Annotated in this window: 17 protein-coding genes; 8 read left to right on the forward strand and 9 right to left on the reverse strand. The window is 68.8% G+C overall.

Annotation, left to right across the window (positions count from 1 at the left end; genetic code table 11):
* Positions 1-128 precede the first annotated feature (128 nt).
* From ACWGID_RS27290 to ligD, 5 genes are all read right to left on the reverse strand, one after another.
* Positions 129-407: a GlsB/YeaQ/YmgE family stress response membrane protein gene (locus tag ACWGID_RS27290; protein WP_452201217.1), complete on the reverse strand. Its 279-nt coding sequence runs from the start codon at positions 405-407 to the stop codon at positions 129-131.
* Between the two features lie 144 nt (positions 408-551).
* Positions 552-779, reverse strand: coding sequence for a DUF3107 domain-containing protein (locus ACWGID_RS27295; protein WP_452201218.1), 228 nt, complete (start codon positions 777-779; stop codon positions 552-554).
* A gap of 124 nt (positions 780-903) precedes the next feature.
* Positions 904-1,533: a TetR/AcrR family transcriptional regulator gene (locus tag ACWGID_RS27300; RefSeq protein ID WP_452201220.1), complete on the reverse strand. Its 630-nt coding sequence runs from the start codon at positions 1,531-1,533 to the stop codon at positions 904-906.
* Positions 1,534-1,675: 142 nt separating this feature from the next.
* Positions 1,676-1,882, reverse strand: a complete 207-nt coding sequence (locus tag ACWGID_RS27305) for a hypothetical protein (protein ID WP_452201222.1) — start codon at positions 1,880-1,882, stop codon at positions 1,676-1,678.
* 77 nt (positions 1,883-1,959) lie between these two features.
* A complete protein-coding gene (gene ligD / locus ACWGID_RS27310; protein WP_452201224.1) occupies positions 1,960-2,892 on the reverse strand; it encodes a non-homologous end-joining DNA ligase in 933 nt (310 codons plus the stop codon).
* Positions 2,893-2,934: 42 nt separating this feature from the next.
* Between ligD and ACWGID_RS27315 the strand changes: the two genes are divergently transcribed.
* From ACWGID_RS27315 to moeZ, 3 genes are all read left to right on the forward strand, one after another.
* A complete protein-coding gene (locus ACWGID_RS27315) occupies positions 2,935-3,849 on the forward strand; it encodes an alpha/beta fold hydrolase (protein WP_452201226.1) in 915 nt (304 codons plus the stop codon).
* A 242-nt stretch (positions 3,850-4,091) separates the two neighbouring features.
* Positions 4,092-6,722: a Calx-beta domain-containing protein gene (locus tag ACWGID_RS27320; protein ID WP_452201228.1), complete on the forward strand. Its 2,631-nt coding sequence runs from the start codon at positions 4,092-4,094 to the stop codon at positions 6,720-6,722.
* Between the two features lie 121 nt (positions 6,723-6,843).
* On the forward strand, positions 6,844-8,034 hold the full coding sequence (moeZ, locus tag ACWGID_RS27325) for an adenylyltransferase/sulfurtransferase MoeZ (protein ID WP_387781922.1): 1,191 nt from the start codon (positions 6,844-6,846) through the stop codon (positions 8,032-8,034).
* Positions 8,035-8,045: 11 nt separating this feature from the next.
* Here the strand turns inward: moeZ and ACWGID_RS27330 are convergent, their stop codons facing one another.
* Together ACWGID_RS27330 and ACWGID_RS27335 are read right to left on the reverse strand one after the other, a co-directional pair.
* Positions 8,046-8,834, reverse strand: coding sequence for a maleylpyruvate isomerase family mycothiol-dependent enzyme (locus ACWGID_RS27330; RefSeq protein ID WP_452201230.1), 789 nt, complete (start codon positions 8,832-8,834; stop codon positions 8,046-8,048).
* Positions 8,831-9,472: a TetR/AcrR family transcriptional regulator gene (locus tag ACWGID_RS27335; protein ID WP_452201232.1), complete on the reverse strand. Its 642-nt coding sequence runs from the start codon at positions 9,470-9,472 to the stop codon at positions 8,831-8,833. Before ACWGID_RS27335 ends, ACWGID_RS27330 begins: the two co-directional genes overlap by 4 nt.
* Positions 9,473-9,560: 88 nt before the next feature.
* Between ACWGID_RS27335 and ACWGID_RS27340 the strand changes: the two genes are divergently transcribed.
* The 5 genes from ACWGID_RS27340 to ACWGID_RS27360 all read left to right on the forward strand — a co-directional run bounded on the left by ACWGID_RS27340 (position 9,561) and on the right by ACWGID_RS27360 (position 17,596).
* A complete protein-coding gene (locus ACWGID_RS27340; RefSeq protein ID WP_452201234.1) occupies positions 9,561-9,827 on the forward strand; it encodes a DUF2277 domain-containing protein in 267 nt (88 codons plus the stop codon).
* A gap of 56 nt (positions 9,828-9,883) precedes the next feature.
* The gene (locus ACWGID_RS27345) at positions 9,884-10,723 is read left to right on the forward strand and encodes a TIGR03560 family F420-dependent LLM class oxidoreductase (protein WP_452201236.1); all 840 of its coding nucleotides are present in this window, start codon (positions 9,884-9,886) and stop codon (positions 10,721-10,723) included.
* A 9-nt stretch (positions 10,724-10,732) separates the two neighbouring features.
* On the forward strand, positions 10,733-11,029 hold the full coding sequence (locus tag ACWGID_RS27350; RefSeq protein WP_452201237.1) for an MGMT family protein: 297 nt from the start codon (positions 10,733-10,735) through the stop codon (positions 11,027-11,029).
* A 124-nt stretch (positions 11,030-11,153) separates the two neighbouring features.
* Positions 11,154-14,372, forward strand: a complete 3,219-nt coding sequence (locus tag ACWGID_RS27355; RefSeq protein ID WP_452201239.1) for an ATP-dependent helicase — start codon at positions 11,154-11,156, stop codon at positions 14,370-14,372.
* On the forward strand, positions 14,372-17,596 hold the full coding sequence (locus tag ACWGID_RS27360) for a UvrD-helicase domain-containing protein (RefSeq protein WP_452201241.1): 3,225 nt from the start codon (positions 14,372-14,374) through the stop codon (positions 17,594-17,596). Before ACWGID_RS27355 ends, ACWGID_RS27360 begins: the two co-directional genes overlap by 1 nt.
* On the opposite strand, the gene ACWGID_RS27365 is transcribed toward ACWGID_RS27360, so the two are convergent.
* Both ACWGID_RS27365 and ACWGID_RS27370 read right to left on the reverse strand, forming a co-directional pair.
* Positions 17,593-18,129 (reverse strand): Uma2 family endonuclease, encoded by a 537-nt coding sequence (locus ACWGID_RS27365; protein WP_452201243.1) that lies wholly within the window; start codon positions 18,127-18,129, stop codon positions 17,593-17,595. The two genes, ACWGID_RS27360 and ACWGID_RS27365, sit on opposite strands and share 4 nt — an antisense overlap.
* Positions 18,130-18,289: 160 nt before the next feature.
* Positions 18,290-18,781: a Uma2 family endonuclease gene (locus ACWGID_RS27370; RefSeq protein ID WP_452201245.1), complete on the reverse strand. Its 492-nt coding sequence runs from the start codon at positions 18,779-18,781 to the stop codon at positions 18,290-18,292.
* Between the last annotated feature and the right edge of the window lie 19 nt (positions 18,782-18,800).

The raw sequence follows: 18,800 nt of genomic DNA on the forward strand, positions 1-18,800 counted from the left end.
CGCGCTGAGCCCGCGCGCCCCCCCCCCCCCCCCCCGACGCGAGCCCGCCCCCCCGCAGACCGCCCGCCCAACACCCACCCGGCCCCCGCCCGCGGCGCGCGGCGCCCTCCCCCCCCGCCGTGACTGCGTCAGGCGGCTTTGGTCTTGCTGTTGCGGGACGAAATGATCGCGACCACGATCGCGGCGCAGATGATCTGGATCAAGTACTGGGTCCAGTCGGGGCCCGGGGTGTCCTTGACGCCGAGCAGCTTCGCGATCAAACCACCGATGAAAGCGCCGATGCCGCCGCCCAGGATGGTCCAGCCGAGGCTGATGTTCTGCTTGCCGGGGAGCACCAGCCGGGCCAGCGGCCCGAAGATGATGCCCGCGATGAGACTGACGATGATCATCCAGATCCAGTAACCCACGATGCCTCCTTGTGAGGTGGAGGACCTGCGTCCGGTCCGGTGCCCCGTGACAAACCAGACCAATCACGACGCAGGTCTACCGCCATCGTGCCCGTCGAGCGGCCCCAGCGAACCGGGACACGCTCTACTGTGTCCGGACCGCGATCAGATCGCGCCGAACCCGACCTTGCGGGTCGATACCTCGCCGATCTCGACGTACGCCAGCCGGTCGGCCGGGACCAGCACCTTGCGGCCCTTCTCGTCGGCCAGCTCCAGCAGGCCGCTCTTGCCGCTGAGCGCGTCCGCCACCAACTGCTGAACCTCTTCCGGGCTCTGCTCGGATTCCAGAACCAACTCGCGATTGGCGTGCTGTACGCCGATCTTGACCTCCACGAAACCCTCCGGGCACACGCTCCGACCGGCGGCTCTCGCCGGTGACCCTTCGAGCCTATCCGCTCACGTCCCCCGGCTCTCACCCGTCCGCCCAGAGCAGAACCTCAGGACGGTGGTACGGGCGTCAGCCGTCGCTGCGCGGGAAGCCCCGGATACCGCGCCAGGCCAGGGACGCGACCAGGTCGGCGGCGTGTTCCTGGGGGATCGACGGGTCGCCGGCGCCGAGCCAGTAGCGGGCGCTGACCTGGGCCATACCGACCAGGCTGACGGCCAGCACCATCGACTGCTCGCGGCTGAGGCCGGCGTCGGCGCTGATCACCTCGGAGACGGCTTCGGCACAGGCATGGGTGACCCGGTCGACCCGTTCCCGGACGGCCGGCTCGTTGGTCAGGTCCGACTCGAAGACCAGGCGGAACGCGCCCTGCGCGTTCGCCACGTAGTCGTAGAAGGCATGCATCGTCGCCGCGACCCGGAGCTTGTTGTCCTCGGTCGACTTCAGTGCGTCCTGGACGGACGCGACGATTGCCTCACAGGACGTGTCCAGCAGCGCCAGGTACAGCTCCAGCTTCCCGGGGAAGTGCTGGTAGAGGACAGGCTTGGAGACTCCGGCCCGGTCCGCGATGTCGTCCATCGCGGCCGCGTGGTACCCGTTCGCGACGAATACTTCCTGGGCCGCCTCGAGCAGCTGCGCGCGGCGGGCCAGCCGGGGCAGGCGGCTGCCACGCTTGGGTGCGGTCTCAGGTGTCGTCGACACGGTGGTGGCTCCTTCGGGTGTGACGTTCCACGAATCCTACCCAGCAGTCCTCCTCGCCAGTAGCTTCCCCGCCGAACAGCGTTCCGGCACGCGTGCGTTCAGCAGTGCGCAGTCGTGTCCAATACCGCTCAGTGGCGGCAGCTCAGCGGTAGTCGTCCTCGCCGGTGTCGCCGATCGAGCGGCGCTGTTCCTCGACGTCGGCGGGATCCGCCTCGTTCGGCAGCCCCGTCTCCTCGGGCCGGTCGTCCACCGTGCTCGAGGCCAGCCGCTGCTCCAGTACGTCGGCCTCCGACGCCTCGTCAGGCAGCGTTCCGTCGCCCGCGCCCTCGTAGTCGGTTTCGCTGGTCATGCGACTCGCTCTCCTCTCGGACTGCGACAGCTATGACTCACCTACGTGTGTACCACCTACACCCAGCTACACCCCAGCTACCCGACTGACGGCAACGGCTGCGGATCGTCGTACAGGCCCTCCAGGACGTCGCCGTACTCCTCGATGCGGGCCAGGACGTCGTGCGGGAGGAATCTGAGCTCCTCGGGTGACGTGGCGGACGCCACCTCGTCCCAGTCGATCGGTGTGGACACGCGGGGCTCGTCGGAGCCGCGGAGCGAGTACGGCGCCAGCGTGGTCTTCGCGCTGGCGTTCTGGCTCCAGTCGATGAAGACCTTGCCGGGCCGGAGCGCCTTGGTCATGTTGGCGGTCACACTCTCCGGCAGAGCTTCCGCCAGCTGTTCTGCGAGCTGCTTGGCGAACGCACTGGTCAGCTTGGAGGACGCGGGCTCGATCGGCACGTACAGGTGCATGCCCTTGTTCCCAGAGGTCTTCGGCCAGCCCTCCAGACCGTAGTGGCCCAGCAGCTGCCGCAGCGCGAGCGCGACGTCGCAACACTCCACGACGGTCGCTCCAGGCCCCGGGTCGAGGTCGAACACAATCAGATCGGCCTGCGGGTTCTTGCCTTCGTCGGACAGCCCGATCCGCCACTGCGGGATGTGCAGCTCGAGCGCGGCGAGGTTGGCGAGCCACACCACGGTCTGTACGTCGTCCGCGACCACGAAGTCCGCCACGTCGCGCCCGGTCGAACTACCCGGTGTAGGCAGCGTCACGGTCCGTACCCAGGCCGGCGTACCGCGGGGAGCGTTCTTCTCGAAGAAGTACGACGCTTCGGTGCCGTCCGGCCAGCGTTTGCGGGTCAGCGGCCGGTCGGACAGGTGGGGCAGCAGCAAGGCGGCGACCTGGTGGTAGTAGTCGATCACTTCGGCCTTGGTGAACCCGGTCTGTGGATACAGCACCTTGCCGAGGTTGGTGAGCTTCATCGTCTGCCCGTCCACCTCAGTGGTCAGCTGCTGCTGCGCGCCCGCCATACCTCCATGTTTCCATCTGCAGACCGTCTTACGATGGGAACCGTGGATAGTTACGGGCCAGTAACTGGGGACGCCGCACCGCTCGAGCTGCAGGAGTGGCCGGAGCGGCGGGTGCCGGTGGCGGGAGTGGATCTGCTGGTCAGGGACGTGCCTGGCGCGGCGGCGGACCTGCCGCCCGCGCTGTTCGTCCACGGCCTCGGTGGGTCGTCACTGAACTGGACTGCCCTCGGCACGATGCTGAACGACACCATCCGGGGTATCGCACCCGATCTGCCCGGTTTCGGGCGTACGCCGCTCTCCGGCGTGATCGGGATCTCGGAGCAGGCCGCACTACTCGTCGATCTGCTGGAGAAGCAGTTCGACCGGCCGGTGCACGTATTCGGGAACTCGATGGGTGGGGCCGCGTCGGTGGCGCTGGCCGCGCAGCGTCCTGATCTGGTCGCGTCGTTGACCCTTGTCTCGCCCGCACTGCCGCATCCACGGGTGTCCGCGAGTGCCCTGTGGTTCGCCGCGCTGGCGACTCCGCGGCTCGGTCCCGCCGTACTGGAGCGCACGGCGCGGATGCCGTTCGACCAGCGGTTCCAGGCCTCGCTGTCGATGGTGTTCGGGGACCCGCGGACGCTCTCCCCAGAGGTACGGGCGGCGTACGAGGCGGAACTGCACCGGCGCGACACCGACCCGTGGGGCCGGCAGGCGACGGTGGAGGGCGCTCGGAGCATTCTGCGGTCGTCGCTCGCCAGACCACGCCGGTCGCTGTGGGCGGACGCGGCCACGGTGGAGTGCCCGGTGCAGTTGATCTACGGCGGCAGAGACCGGCTGGTCGACGCCCGGATCCGCACCAAGGCCCAGCGCACGTTCCCGAACGCCCGGCTGCTCTACCTGCCGCAGTCGGGTCACGTCGCACAGATGGAGCACCCCGATCAGGTGGCCCGCGCGTTCCGCCAGCTGATCTCCTGATCGAGTCGAATCCGAGCCTCGACTGAGACACGACTGAGCAGCCCGTCCGGTCAACTTTCCTCTCGCCTGACCAGTAGTACAGGTGACCTGTTGGGACGAACGAGAGGACCACTGTGCGAGGTATCGGCAGAGCCGCCCGAAGTCTGTCGTTAGGAATGGTCGCACTACTCGGTGTGGGGACACTGACCGCAACAGCCGCGCTGCCGGCGCCACCTGCGGTTGCTAAAGGCAACCAATGGGACGTGCGTCCGGTAGCCGGTGGTTATCAACTGACACTGCATCTGGACGCACCCGCCGCGATGCGCGCCTCGCTTCCGCTGCTGGCGGTCGACGGCAAGCCGCTGGGCGTCGCCAAGCAGTCGGTGGACCGCAAGACGCTGACGCTGGTCAGTGCGGATCCCTCTGTGCTGACGGCCCGCGAAGTAAGCCTGGTCTGGTCCGGGGACCTGGGGAAGCAATCCAGCAAGAGTCGTGGCATCACTGCCGGCGGCCCGACGGATGCCGACTGGCTGAAGGCGCGGCGTGGTTCGTTGCTGCCGTCCGACCCCGGTGCACTGGGCAAATACAAGGTCGACACCGCGGAGTACAACCTGGGCGACGAGGCGATCGAGCTGCCCGGTCTCGGTCACAAGTCGGAGCTGCGTGGAAAGGTGTACTCGCCGCGTGGCGCACTGGGGCCGCGGCCGCTGGTGATCTTCCTGCACGGCCGCCACGAGGTCTGCTACGGCGAGCCGACGCACCCGTCCGACGACGCCAAGCCCTGGCCGTGCCCGCCGGGAATGAAGGCCATCCCGAGCTACCGCGGGTACGACGCTCCGGCGACCGCGCTGGCCAGCAACGGCTACCAGGTGGTCTCGATCAGCGCCAACGCCGTCAACGCCTGGGACAGCGAGGTGTACGACGCCGGCGCGCAGGCGCGGGCCGAGCTGGTCCTCGACCATCTCGCCCTGTGGCGGAAGTGGTCGACCATCGGCGGCGGGCCGTTCGGCGCCCGCTTCGTCGGCAGGATCGATCTGCAGAACGTCGGCCTGATGGGGCACTCACGTGGCGGTGAAGGCGTCGCCCGCGCCGTAGTGCTGAACGCGGACCGCGGCGGCCAGTACGGGATCCGTGCGGTCCTCCCGCTCGCACCCACGGACTTCGCCCGGGCCACGGTGCCGGGTGTCGCGATGAGCGTCGTCCTGCCGTATTGCGATGGCGACGTGTCGGATCTGCAGGGTCAGAAGTTCTACGACGACACCCGGTACTCCGTCGACGGTGACGCCGCGCCGCGGTCCACTGTCACGGTGCTGGGCGCCAACCACAACTTCTTCAACACCGAGTGGACGCCCGGGCAGTCCGTCGCACCGTCGAACGACGACTGGTTCGGTGACGAGAAGGCGGCGCCCTGCGGTACGAAGTACGCGGGCCGGCTCACTGCGAAGGAGCAGCAGGCAGTCGGGACGGCGTACGTCGCGGGGTTCTTCCGGCTGCAGCTGGGACGCGAGACGCAGTTCCTGTCGCAGTTCGACGGGTCGGACTCGCGAGCGGCGTCGGCTGGGAAGGCCGTCGTACGAGTGGTGTCGCAGGCGCCGGTGGGGTCGCGGCGGGATCTGAACGACTTCGACAAGGCGCTGCCGGCCGGTGCGGTCAGCGGGAAGGTCTCTGCGAACGTGTGCGCCGGAGTGGCCGACGCAACGTCGAAGTCCAGTACTCCGGCGTGCATGGCGACCGATGACTGGGCCAGCGCACCGCACTGGGGTACGGCGTGGTTCGCAGCGAAGACGCCGACCACTGCGGTCACCAAACTGAAGTGGACGGGCACCAATGGGGTCGTGCGAGTCGACGTGCCCGCCGGCCAGCGCGACGTACGTCGTTTCGCGGCTCTCACGTTCCGCGCGGCGCCGGACCCGAATGGTGCGCCGAAGACTGACCTGACGGTGCGCGTGGTCGACGGCCACGGGCGCGCGGTCGCCGTACCGGTGTCTGCGGTCAGTGACGCGCTGGTGCGGATGCCGGGGAGCAACGACGGCAGTGGCCTACCGAAGAACCTGCTGCGAACGGTGCGCATCCCGGTCTCGTCCCTGACGGGCGCGGACCTGCGGGACGTGCGTGCGGTGGAGCTGCGGACCGACCGTGTGGCCAGCGGGTCGGCGTACGTGAGCGATCTGGGGTTCTCGTCGCCCGGACTCGGGTTCTCGGCCCCTGCGACGCTGCTGCCGAAGCTGTCGGCGTCAAACGTCACAGTCCAGGAGGGGAACAAGGGAACGCGGACGGTGGACTTCTGGGTCCGCATGTCCCGTCCGAGCATCCGACCGGTCAGCGTGTACGTCGAGACGAACGGCGACCTCGCGGAGACGGTGGGCGAGGTCGCACGGCAGCTGGTGTTCAAGCCGGGGCAGGTACGGCAGAAGGTGACTGTGCCGATCACGGGGAACACGCGGGACAGCTACGACATCAAGTTCAGCCTGGTGCTGTCGGTGCCGCACGACGGGCTGCTGGACGAGTCCTTCGGGCACGGTCTGGTCGTCGACGACGACCCGACGCCAACGCTGACGCTCAGCAACCTGAAGACGGTCGAGAAGACCGGAGTGGTCAGCTTCGGAGTCAGGCTGTCCGCACCGAGCGACAAGTACGTGTCGTTCAGCGGAGTCCTCAAGAACGGTACGGCGGTCTTCGGCAAGGACTACACCGACGCGGACGAGGGACCGGCGGCCCCGGTCATCGACGGCTCAGTGGAGCCCGGGAAGACCACCGGCAACCTGGCGGTCAAGATCCTCGACGACAAGCTCAAGGAACCCGCCGAGACCTTCACGGCCGTGATCCAGAAGATCGACGGTGCCACCTTGAAGGTCCCCACCACCCTGACCGCCACGATCACCGACAACGACTGAGACGGAGGTACCGGATGGTGGACTCCGCAGAGGGCGGTTGGGATAGTGCGGGAACATGGGGGAGGGACAGATGGTTGAAAACCTTCAGACCCCGAACGACGTCTTCCTGAGGAGCCGCAACGTGTCACTGCCACCGCTGGTCGAACCGGCTGACGAGCTGACGATTGACGAGGTGCGCCGGTACTCGCGGCACCTGATCATCCCCGAGGTCGGGATGGCCGGGCAGAAGCGGCTGAAGAACGCCAAGGTGCTGGTCATCGGCGCCGGCGGTCTCGGCAGCCCGGCGCTGCTCTACCTGGCCGCGGCCGGGGTCGGCACGCTCGGCATCGTCGAGTTCGACACCGTCGACGAGTCCAACCTGCAGCGCCAGGTCATCCACGGTCAGTCCGACGTGGGCAAGTCCAAGGCGCAGTCCGCCAAGGAGTCCATCCTCGAGGTCAACCCGTACACGAACGTCGTCCTGCACGAGACCCGGCTGGACAACGACAACGTGTTCGAGATCTTCGAGCCGTACGACCTGATCGTCGACGGCACCGACAACTTCGCCACCAGGTACCTGGTGAACGACGCCGCGGTGCTGCTGCACAAGCCGTACGTGTGGGGATCGATCTTCCGCTTCGACGGCCAGGTCAGCGTGTTCTGGGCCGACAACGGCCCCTGCTACCGCTGCCTGTACCCGGAGCCCCCGCCGCCCGGCATGGTCCCGTCCTGCGCCGAGGGTGGCGTGCTCGGCGTGCTCTGCGCGTCGGTCGGCGCGGCCCAGGTCACCGAGGCGATCAAGCTGCTCACCGGCATCGGCGACCCGTCGCTCGGCCGGCTGAACATCTACGAGGCGCTCGACCTGAACTGGCGTTCGCTGAAGGTCCGCAAGGACCCGAACTGCGCCATCTGCGGCGAGAACCCGACGGTCACCGAGCTGATCGACTACGAGAGCTTCTGCGGTGCGATCACCGAGGAGGCGGCCGACGCGGCCGCCGGCTCGACGATCTCCGTCAAGCAGCTCAGCGAGTGGATCAAACTCAAGGACAACGGCGAGAAGGACTTCGTCCTGATCGACGTCCGGGAGCCGAACGAGTACGAGATCAACAAGATCCCGGGCTCGGTGCTGATCCCGAAGGCGGACTTCCAGACCGGTGTGGCGCTGGAGAAGCTGCCGCAGGACAAGCAGCTGGTCTTCCACTGCAAGTCCGGCGTCCGCTCCGCCGAGGTGCTCGCGATCGCCAAGGGTGCGGGCTTCTCCGACGCGGTCCACGTCGGCGGCGGCGTGGTCGCCTGGGTCGACCAGATCGACCCGAGCCAGCCCTCGTACTAAACAGACGCCGGCTAGAACGGCATCCTGCACGAAGCGACCGCCTCAGCGGCGACGGGATCTCCCGAAACCGCTGGGGCGTCGTCACGTCCGGACACGGTTCGCATGTAGGCGACCGCGTCCACCGCAGCGTGACCCACCGGCGCACCCCTCCCGAGCTGGTAGGTCCCACCTCCGGCCCCGGTGAGCTCCACCTCGACGGCAGGCCGCTCGCCCCACCACGGTCCGTCGATCACGTCGTACATGACCTGGGCGACGATCTCCTCCGCGTTCGGGCCCGGATCGAAGGGGCGGCCGAGAGCCTGACAGACGTCGTCGCGGTGCATCCACAGGTCACGCGCGAGCAGGATGTCGTGGATGTAGCCGAGGCTGAGTTTCACGCTCTCGAACCCGTCGATCGTCATCGACATCCGGCGCATCAGCGCAAGCTCCGTCGAGATCTTCCGCGTCGCCTTCGCCCACACCTGGTCGAAGGTGGTGCGCAGTTCAGCAGGCGCCGTACCCCGGTGCTCGTCGGCCTGGACCATCATGTGCGCGTCGATCCGCAGTACGCCGGGATAGACCCGCTTCGCCTTGCGGTAGCGGCGGGGGAACGAGAGCGGCCGGTTCACGTCCTCGGCCTGCCCGATCAGGTGGCCGGCAACGTCCGCGACGTCCCACGCGTCGCAGACGGTACGGCGCTGCCACTCGTCGCCCTCGACCGACGCGAGCAACTCGTGCCACGCCTCGAGCTCCGCGTCCCGGTGGATCCGGCACCGTGACCGGTCGGCCCGCCCGATCTGCTCCGCGAGTACTGCGCTCATCTCTTTCCCCTCGTCGGTGCGTAGTACTGGTAGAACATCTCGAGTACGACGGGCAGCAGCCGGCTGAACCGCCCCTCCTCGAACGGCACGTCCGGCTCGTTCGCCATCTGCTGCGAGAGCACCCCCGACGTGACTGATGTGAACACCGCGAGCCCCTCGTCGCTCGCCGCCTCCGGACGCAACCGGCCGGCGTCGACGCCCGCCTGCAGGTGCCGGCGCAGGTCGGCGACCGCCTCCTGGGCCGGCGCGAACGCCTCCGGGCTCGGCTCGAAACCGGGGATCGTCCGCCAGAACAGCAGCTGCGAGTAGACCGGGTTCTGCATGCTCCAGCGGGCGAACGCCGTGGTGCCGATCAGATGCAGCTCGACGACGTCGGTGGTGGTCGCCGCGGCGACTGCGTCGCGCTGCGAGGCGAGGAACAGCTCGGCGCCCCGCTGGAACAACGCGTCGTAGATCGCCATCTTCGACGGGAAGTACTGGTACAGCGACGGCGGCTGCATGCCGAGCCGCCGGGCCACCGCGGACAGGCTGAGCGCCGCGACGCCCTCGGTCGCCATCAGCTCGATGGCGACGTCGAGGATCTCCCCGATCGTCTCCTGACGACGGCGGGTACGGCGGTCCGGCGCGGCAGTGCTCATACCCTGAGGAAAACCTAACGCCATTAGGGATGTCAATACCTCGTAGATTGCCTGGTCTTGTCCCTGGTGGCGCGTACTGTCTGAAGGCATGTGCAGAAACATCACCGTGCTCCGGGGACTCGAGCCGTCCGCGACCTCCGAGGAGATCTATGCGGCGGCGTTGCAGTACGTGCGGAAGGTGACCGGCGTCGGCTCGCTGAGCGCGACCACGCGCGGCCCGATCGAGAAGGCGGCCACCGAGGTCGCGCGGATCACCGAGCAACTGCTCGAGGAGATGCCGGCCCGCCGGACGCCACCGCAGACCGTGCCACCGCTGCGCCGTCCGGAAGTGCGCGCCCGCCTCGGCCTCGACTGAGGCGAAAGCAGAGTAATCTCACCCGGGGAAACGGTTACCCCTGAGGGAGGCGCGGGATGCGGTTCGCGATCAAGACCAGGCCGGAGCACACCACCTGGCAGCAGATGCGGGACGTGTGGGTCGCGGCGGACCAGTTCGAGATCTTCGAATCCGCCTGGCACTGGGATCACTTCTACCCGCTGAGCGGCGACATGCAGGGCCCGAACCTGGAGGCCTGGACGACCCTGGCCGCGCTCGCCCAGGCGACGTCGCGGATCCGGGTCGGCTGCCAGGTGAACGGCATGATCTACCGGCACCCCGCCGTGCTGGCGAACATGGCAGCGACCACCGACATCATCAGCAACGGCCGCCTCGAGCTCGGCATCGGCGCCGGCTGGAACGAGATGGAGACCGCTGCGTACGGCATCGACCTGTACCCGTTGAAGGAGCGCTTCGACCGCTTCGACGAGGGCACTCAGGCGATCATCGCGCTGCTCACCGAGAAGGTCGCGAACTTCGACGGCACCTACGTCAAGCTCACCGACGCCTACTGCAACCCGAAGCCGGTGCAGACCCCGCACCCGCCGATCACGATCGGCGGCAAGGGCCCGAAGCGGACGCTCCGCGCGGTCGCCAAGTGGGCCCAGCAGTGGAACGTGATCGTCCCGAACCCGCAGGAGTGGACCCCGCTCAAGGAGGTGCTGGTTCAGCGCTGCGAGGAGGTCGGCCGCGACGTCAACGAGATCACCTGCTCGGTGAACGTCCGCATCGACCCCGACCGCCCGCTCGACAAGGCGGTCGCCGAGGCCGCGGCGTACGGCGAGGCCGGCGTCGACCTGGTCGTGATGAACCTCCCGCTGGACGCGCCGCCGTCGGTCCTCGAGCCGTTGGCGAAGGCGTTGGCACCGCTCGCCTAGATTGAGCCCGTGGATCGGGAGGAATACATCGAGACTGTCCTGCGGGCCGTGGAGTCCATCCCGGAGGGCAGCGTCGCGACGTACGGGGACATCGCCGAGTACGTCGGCCAGGGTGGACCGCGGCAGGTCGGCGCGATCATGCGCGAGTACGGCGCGAGCGTGCCGTGGTGGCGGGTGATCCGCGCATCCGGCGTACCGGCCGACGAGGTCGGGGACGAGCAGTTGCACCGGCTGCGGTCGGACGGTGTGCGGATCACCAACGGACGCGTGAACCTCCGCGCCGCCCGCTGGGATCCGCACGACTGATCCACCCGCTGTCAGCGCCGCGCTGATCGGTCAGCTACGGCGTTTGTTGTCCGGTTTCCGAGCATCTGTGGACGGCGCGGGGTGCCCGTCGGCTTTTGTCGGTGGAGTCTGCTGGGATGATGCGATGGTCGGCAGACAGGGGTCCCGGTATCGCTTGGTCCGGGAGGCGGGGCGCGCGGCGGAAGCGCCGGTCCTGGACGCCGATCAGCAGGCGGTCGTCAACCATCCCGGCGGACCGCTCCTGGTCCTCGCCGGGCCGGGGACGGGCAAGACGACGACGTTGGTGGAGGCCGTCGCCGACCGGGTCCGCAACCGTGGTCTGAGCCCGGACCAGGTGCTCGTGCTGACGTTCGGCCGGAAGGCCGCGACCGAGCTCCGGGACCGCATCACCGGCCGGCTCGGGCGGACGACCCGAGTGATGCCGTCGATGACGTTCCACTCGTTCTGCTACGCGTTGCTGCGACGGTTCACGCCGGCGGACGCGTTCGACGTACCACTGCGGCTGCCGTCCGGGCCGGAGCAGTCGCTGCGGTTGAACGAGGCGCTGTCCGGGAGTCGTGAGGTCGGTGCGGTGCACTGGCCAGGCAGTCTGCATCCGGCGCTGAAGACGCGCGGGTTCACTGACGAGGTGCAGGCGGTCATCGGCAAGGCGCGGCAGCTGGGACTCGACCCGGAGGACCTGTCCGCGATCGGCCGCTCGGCGGACCGGGCCGAGTGGGTCGCGGTCGGCGACTTCTTCCAGGAGTACCTGCAGGTGCTCGACGCCGAACAGGTGCTGGACTACTCCGAGCTGATCCATCGCGCGGTGATCCTCGCGCAGCAGCCGTCGGTGCAGGCCAAGCTGCGCGCCGAGTTCAAAGCGGTCTTCGTCGACGAGTACCAGGACACCGATCCCGGGCAGACCAAACTGCTGCAGGCGATCGCCGGCGACGGAAGGGACCTGGTCGTGGTCGGCGACCCCGACCAGTCGATCTACACGTTCCGCGGCGCAGACGTCCGCGGCCTGCTCCGCTTCACCGAAGAGTTCAAGACCATCGACGGCTCCGAGGCCGCGCAGATCGCTTTGGGTACGACGCGACGCTTCGGCAGCACGCTGCAACGCGTTTCGCGCAACGTGGTCAACCGCCTCGGCGTACCCGGCACGCTGGACCGGGACACGTTCGACCGGTTCCGGAACCCGGATGCCTCCTCGTGCGTGTACGGCCCGGGGAAGGTCGAGGCCAACCTCTACTCGACCAGCGGCGCCGAGCTCGAACACATCGCGGACCTGCTGCGGCGGGCGCATGTCCAGGACGGCATCGGATGGAACGAGATGGCGGTCCTGGTTCGCTCCGGCAGCTGGTCGATCCCGCCGCTGCGACGGGCGCTGGCGGCGGCCGGGATCCCGGTGGACGTCGCCGGTGACGAGTTGCCGTTGTCGCGCGAGCCCGCCGTACGGCCGATGTTGCTGGCGTTGCGGGCGGTGGCCGATCCGGAGACGTTGACCGTGGACGTGGTCCGGGCGTTGGCGTTGTCTCCGTTGGGAGCGATGGATGCGGGGCAGCTGCGGCGGCTGGCCCGGGTGCTTCGGCGGCGGGACCGGGATGCGGCGGCCGGTCAGCGGTTGCCGCGCTCATCCGACGAGCTGCTGCGTGAAGCGTTGATGAACCCGTTGCTGCTGGACGAGCAAGCGTCACCGGCCGAGGCTCGGTTCGCCGCGCTAGGCGAGCGGTTGCTCAAGGCAAGGAACATCGTGACCGCGGGCGCGGCGCCGGACGAGGTGATGTGGTCGCTGTGGTCGGACTCGCCGTGGTTGCGCCGGCTGCGCGGCCAGGCGCACTCCGGGGGCGAGCCGGCCCGGGCGGCGAACCGCGACCTGGATTCCCTGTGTGCGTTGTTCGATGCGGCGAGCCGGGCCGAGGAGCAGGTCGGGTTCAAGGGCGTGTCGGCGTTCCTGTCGGAGTTGGAGTCGCTGGACATCGCGGGTGACAACCGGTTCGACGGTACGTACCGCGAGGCCGGCGTACAGCTGATGACGGCGCACCGGTCGAAGGGGCTGCAGTGGCGGCTCGTCGTCGTGGCGTCGGTCCAGGAAGGGCAGTGGCCCGACCTGCGGCGCCGCGGATCGTTGCTGGAGCCGGACCGGTTGGGTCCGGACGGGTTGATCGATCCGTTGTCGGCCGGTGCGTTGCTGGCCGAGGAGAGACGGTTGTTCTACGTCGCGATCACCCGGGCCCGGGAACGGCTGATCGTGACCGCGGTCCAGGCGCCGGAGGCCGACGGCGACCAACCGTCCCGCTTCCTTGCCGAGCTCGACATTCCTTTGAAACTGGTCGCCGGGCGACCGCGACGGCCGTTGTCGCTGCCCGGTCTGGTCGCCGATCTGCGGTGCGTGCTGGCCGATCCCGCCTCGTCGCCGGCGTTGAAGCGAGCTGCGGCGGACCGGCTGGCGTTGCTGGCCGACGCCGTCGACGACCGCGACTATCCACTCGTGCCGACAGCTGATCCGTCCCGCTGGTGGGGCGTGCGCGAGCGGACGGAGTCCGTGAAACCGATCGCGGATCCCGAGCAGCCGGTGCCGCTGTCCGGGAGCGCGTTGACGACGATCGTCGACTGCCCGCTGCGCTGGTTCCTGACCCGCCGGGCCGGCGGCGAGACCCCGAGTACGTCGGCGATCGGGTTCGGCATGGTGCTGCACACGTTGGCGGATGCGGTCGCGACCGGGACACTGCCACCGTCGGTCGACGAGCTGAACGGCTGGCTGGACAAGGTGTGGACGCAACTCGAGTTCGAGTCCGCCTGGATCTCGGACCGTGAGCGCGGCGAGGCCGAGCAGGCGTTGCGGCGGTTCGTCGCCTGGCATCAGGGTCGTCCGGACCGGACCCTGGTGGGGACCGAGGTCGACTTCGACGTACTGCTGCCGGACGAGGAGCAGCCCGCGGTCCGGGTGAAGGGCCGGATGGACCGGGTCGAGAAGGATCCCGAGGGGACGATCCGGGTCGTCGACCTGAAGACCGGGCGCACGATGCCGACGAAGCCGGCGCTGGAGCGGCATGTTCAGCTGGCGATCTACCAACGCGCGATCCAGTCGCGGCAACTGAAGAAGCTCGGCGAGGACGCGGTCGCCGGAGGTGCCGAGCTGGTGCAGTTGCGCCACGACGACAACGTCGGGTTCCCGAAGGTGCAGCACCAGGGGCCGCTGGAGGCCGACGACGAAGGCCGCACCTGGCTGGACGAGGCGGTCGACGACGCCGAGTCGATGATCCGCACCGAGAACATCACCGCCCAGCGCAACGACGGCTGCGGCCGCTGCGAGGCGCGGGCACTGTGTCCCATCCAGCCCGAGGGGCGGGAAGTCGTCTGATGCCTGCACAGTTGAGGTCCACTGCTGACCTGTGCGATCTGCTGGGGATCCCGTTCTCCGATCAGCAGCTGGCGGCCATTACCGCGCCGTTGGCTCCTGGCGTGATCGTGGCGGGCGCGGGTTCGGGCAAGACGACCGCGATGGCGGCCCGGGTGGTGTGGCTGATCTGCACCGGGCAGGTGAAGCCGGAGGAAGTGCTCGGGCTGACGTTCACGAAGAAGGCGGCCAACGAGCTCGACGTCCGGATCCGCGAGGACCTGACGAAGGCCGGCGTCCTGGGATCCACCCTGCCGACCGACCAGCACCCGCTGCTCGCCGCGCACCTGCGCAGCAACATCCCGAACTGGGAGCCCGAGGAGCCGGGCGAGCCCGTCGTCTCGACGTACCACGCGTTCGCCGGCACGTTGATCGCGGAGCACGGGCTCCGGCTCGGTCTCGAGCCGGACTCGCGAGTGCTCGCCGACGCGACCCGCTTCCAGCTCGCAGGCCGAGTGGTACGCCGTTCCGCGGGGCCGATCCGCTTCGCCTCGCACCACGTGCCGACGCTCGTCAACAGTCTGCTCGCGCTCGACGGTGAGCTCGCCGACCACCTGCTCCGCCCGGACGACATCCGCGACCACGACGACGCCGTACGGCAGGAGGTCGCCGCGGCGCGCAAGCAGACCGTGGAGGTCCGGAAGCTGGCCGAGACCTCGTTGAAGCGTGGCGAGATTCTGCAGCTCGTCGAGGAGTACCAGGCGTACAAGGGGGAGCGCGGCGTCGTCGACTTCGCGGATCAGATGGCGCTCGGCGCGCGGCTCGCGGAGGAGTGCCCGGAGGTCGCCGCGGTCGAGCGCGCGCGGTACAAGGTCGTGCTGCTCGACGAGTACCAGGACACGTCGGTGTCGCAGCGCCGGATGCTGACCGCACTGTTCGCCGCGGGCGACGGCCGGGGCCATCCGGTCACCGCGGTCGGCGACCCGTGCCAGGCGATCTACGGCTGGCGAGGCGCATCGGTCGCGAACCTCGACGAGTTCCCGGAGCACTTCGCGCAGGTCGACGGCGCTCCCGCGCAGCGCTACGTGCTCAGCGTCAACCGCCGCTGTGGAAGCCGCATCCTCGCGGCCGCCAATCAACATGCGGCAGAGCTGTACGAACAGCATCCCGGCGTGATCCCGCTCGAGGCCCCGACGAACGCTCCCGAGGGCGCGATCACGGTCGGTCTGTTCGAGACGCGGTCGGAGGAGATCGAGTGGGTCGCCGACGCGATCGTCGCCGCGCACCAGACCCGGAACCGCCGGTGGAAGGACATCGGCATCCTGATGCGGACCAACGTCGACCTCAGCGCGGTCCACGAGGCACTGATCGCCCGCAAGGTCCCGGTCGAGGTCGTCGGTCTCGGTGGGCTGCTCGCGCTGCCCGAGGTCGTCGACGTCGTCGCGACCCTGCAGGCCGTCAACGATCTGACCGCGAACGCGGCGATGCTGCGGATCCTCACCGGCCCGCGGTACCGGATTGGTCACCGCGACCTCGCGCTGCTCGCCAACCGCGCTCGCTCGCTGGCCGACGCGGGGGAGCGCCCGGCCGCCGACGACCTGGTCGCGGCCCTGGACGCCGCCGTCGCCGGGATGGACTCGACCGAGGTGATCTCGCTCGCCGAGGCAGTCGACGACCCAGGGCTGGCGGCGTACGCGCCGGAAGCCCTGGTTCGCTTCAAGGAGCTGTCGGTCGAGCTCCGTGAGCTGCGTGGGCACGCGGGGGAGCCGCTGCTCGATCTGGTCCGGCGAGTGATCAGCACAATCGGTCTGGACGTCGAGCTGACCGCGACCCCCGACCACGTCGACGCCGGCCGCCGCGATCACCTGGCCGCCTTTCTGGATGCCGTGGGCAACTTCGTGTCGACCGAGTCGGACGGGTCGCTCGACGGCCTGCTCGCGTACCTCGCGGCCGAGGAGGAGTACGCCGCGGGCCTCGACCTCGCTGTACCGAGTGAGGCGGACTCGGTGAAGCTGCTGACCACGCACCGGTCGAAGGGCCTCGAGTGGCCGGTCGTGTTCGTGCCGACGCTGGTGTCCAAGGTGTTCCCGTCCGATCGCGGGCGGGACAAGTGGACGACGAACGCCAAGGTCCTGCCCTGGCCGCTGCGCGGCGACGCGGACACGCTGCCCGACATCCACGACCTGTCGAACGCCGGACTGAAAGCCTTCGCCGACGAGTGCAAGACCATCAACGCACTCGAGGAACGCCGCCTCGGGTACGTCGCTTTCACCCGCGCGAAGGATCTGCTGGTCGCGACCGGACACTGGTGGGGCCCGACCCAGAAGCGTCCGCGCGGCCCGTCGACGTACCTCGAGACGTTGAAGAAGCACGCCGGCGAGCGGGTGATCGCCTGGGCCGAGCAGCCGGAGCTCACCGCGGAGAACCCGGAGCTCGCCGAGCAGACGCAGGCGCCGTGGCCGACGCCGTACGACGTGGACTCGTACCAGCGGCGACTGGACTCGGCGGCGCTGGTGCAGCAGTCGCGCTCCGAGGGGCCGTCGGTCGAGGCCGAGGAGTCACTGCTGCTGGACGAGCAGGCGACGGTCGCGCGCTGGGACTCCGAGATCGAGCGTTTGTTGTCCGAGGCAAGGGAAAGCCGCAGCCGGAAGGCGTACGACGTGACGCTGCCGGCGGCACTGTCCGCGACCCAGGTGATGCGGCTGGCGAAGGACCCCGACGGTCTCGCCGCCGAACTCGCCCGCCCGATGCCACGCAAACCCAACCGGGCCGCGCGGTTCGGCACCCGCTTCCATGCCTGGGTGGAGAGCTACTTCGGTCAGCAACTGCTGCTCGATCCGGACGATCTCCCGGGCGCCGCGGACGAGGACATCGTCGACGACACCGATCTCACCGACCTGATGGACGCCTTCCGCGACGGTCCGTTCGGCGAAACCACGCCGTACGAGATCGAAGCCCCGTTCGCGCTCTCACTCGACGGCCGGGTCATCCGCGGCCGCATCGACGCGGTCTACCAGGTGGTCCGCCCGGACGGCTCCCGCGGCTACGACGTCATCGACTGGAAAACCACCCGCGGCGAAACCGCCGACCCCCTCCAGCTCGCGATCTACCGCGTCGCCTGGTCGGAACTCCTCAACATCCCCCTCACCCACATCACCGCCGGCTTCTACTACGTCCGCACCGGCGACATCGTCCGCCCGGAAACCCTCCCCGACAAACAACAACTGACGAGACTCTTGAACGGTTAACGAGCCCGGAAGAGTTCCGCCGGAACGATCTGTACCGGGAACGGGAGCACGGCGTCGAAGACTTTCTCGCCGGTGACGACGTCGCGCTCGACGTACACGCCGTCGACGAGCTCGAGCACGGTCAGGCTCTCCTTCTCGGGATCGAGGATCCAGTACGAGCGCACGCCGGCCTGCTCGTACACACCGCGCTTCAGCAGGAGGTCCACCATCCTGGTGCTCGGTGAGAGGATCTCGACGGCGAGGGCCAGCGGCTTCCGTGCATGCTGCGGATCGGTGTCGTCCGGGCTGCAGACGAGTACGTCCGGTTGGAGAGATCGCTGTGACGTTGGCCGATAGTCGAACGGTGCAACGAGGATGTCCATGCCGCCCGGGGAAGCGAGCTTCAGCTGGAAACACAGCTCGGTGACGGCTCGCTGATGGAGCCGCGATGGTGCCGGCGTCACGAACAGGCCGCCGTCGACAATCTCGCGCCGTCCACCGTCATCGGGCGTGCTGTCGAGATACTCCAACGTGTACGGCTCAAGCTGGTCCACGGACACAATGGTGCCTCCTTCTCGGTCACACGACCAGCATGATGGGCCGGACCGTGCGGTTGGAGCCATTCCGGCGATCTGCCCCGAGCTGCCCCGTGATCTGCCCGTCTACGCTGCGATCTGCCCCGGTCTGCCCCGCATGATCCGGGCGAATGCAGGCTCATCCGACCAGTGCGGCGGGGGTGAGGGCGACGGGAAACGGGTTCGTGGCGTGGAAGGTTTCCTCGGATTGGACGACGGCTTGGCAGGTGTAGCCGGTGGGGGTTAGGGCTAGGACGGTGAGTTCTTGGATCGACGGGTCGTAGAGCCAGTAGGACGGGATGTTGTGTTGTTCGTAGAGGGCTCGTTTGCGGACTACGTCGGTGGTGCGGGTAGTGGGGGAGAGGACCTCGACGGCGAGTAAGGGTGGCTGGGTGACGGGGGCGTCGCGGGGGCAGACGAGGAGGTCGGGGCGGAGGGTGGTGTGCGGAGTGGGGCGGAACGTGATGGAGCCCATCGCGACCAGGAGGTGGGGTGGGCAGGCGTGTTTGAGCTGCACCATCAGCGCGATGACGGCGGCGTGATGGGCGGGTGGTTGCGGGCCGGTGACGAGGAGGCGGCCGTCGACCACCTCGTATCTTCGGCCGTCGCGGGTGGCTTCGAGAGTTGTCACCCGCCCAGCCTGACGGAAA

The organism is Kribbella sp. NPDC054772 (genome assembly GCF_053611945.1).

Excerpts from the sequence above, each read along its gene's own strand:
- ACWGID_RS27305 (WP_452201222.1), bottom strand. The coding sequence starts at position 1,882 with ATGACCAGCGAAACCGACTACGAGGGCGCGGGCGACGGAACGCTGCCT.
- ligD (WP_452201224.1), bottom strand. The coding sequence starts at position 2,892 with ATGGCGGGCGCGCAGCAGCAGCTGACCACTGAGGTGGACGGGCAGACG.
- ACWGID_RS27330 (WP_452201230.1), bottom strand. The coding sequence starts at position 8,834 with ATGAGCGCAGTACTCGCGGAGCAGATCGGGCGGGCCGACCGGTCACGG.
- ACWGID_RS27335 (WP_452201232.1), bottom strand. The coding sequence starts at position 9,472 with ATGAGCACTGCCGCGCCGGACCGCCGTACCCGCCGTCGTCAGGAGACG.
- ACWGID_RS27340 (WP_452201234.1), top strand. The coding sequence starts at position 9,561 with ATGTGCAGAAACATCACCGTGCTCCGGGGACTCGAGCCGTCCGCGACC.
- ACWGID_RS27345 (WP_452201236.1), top strand. The coding sequence starts at position 9,884 with ATGCGGTTCGCGATCAAGACCAGGCCGGAGCACACCACCTGGCAGCAG.
- ACWGID_RS27355 (WP_452201239.1), top strand. The coding sequence starts at position 11,154 with ATGGTCGGCAGACAGGGGTCCCGGTATCGCTTGGTCCGGGAGGCGGGG.
- ACWGID_RS27360 (WP_452201241.1), top strand. The coding sequence starts at position 14,372 with ATGCCTGCACAGTTGAGGTCCACTGCTGACCTGTGCGATCTGCTGGGG.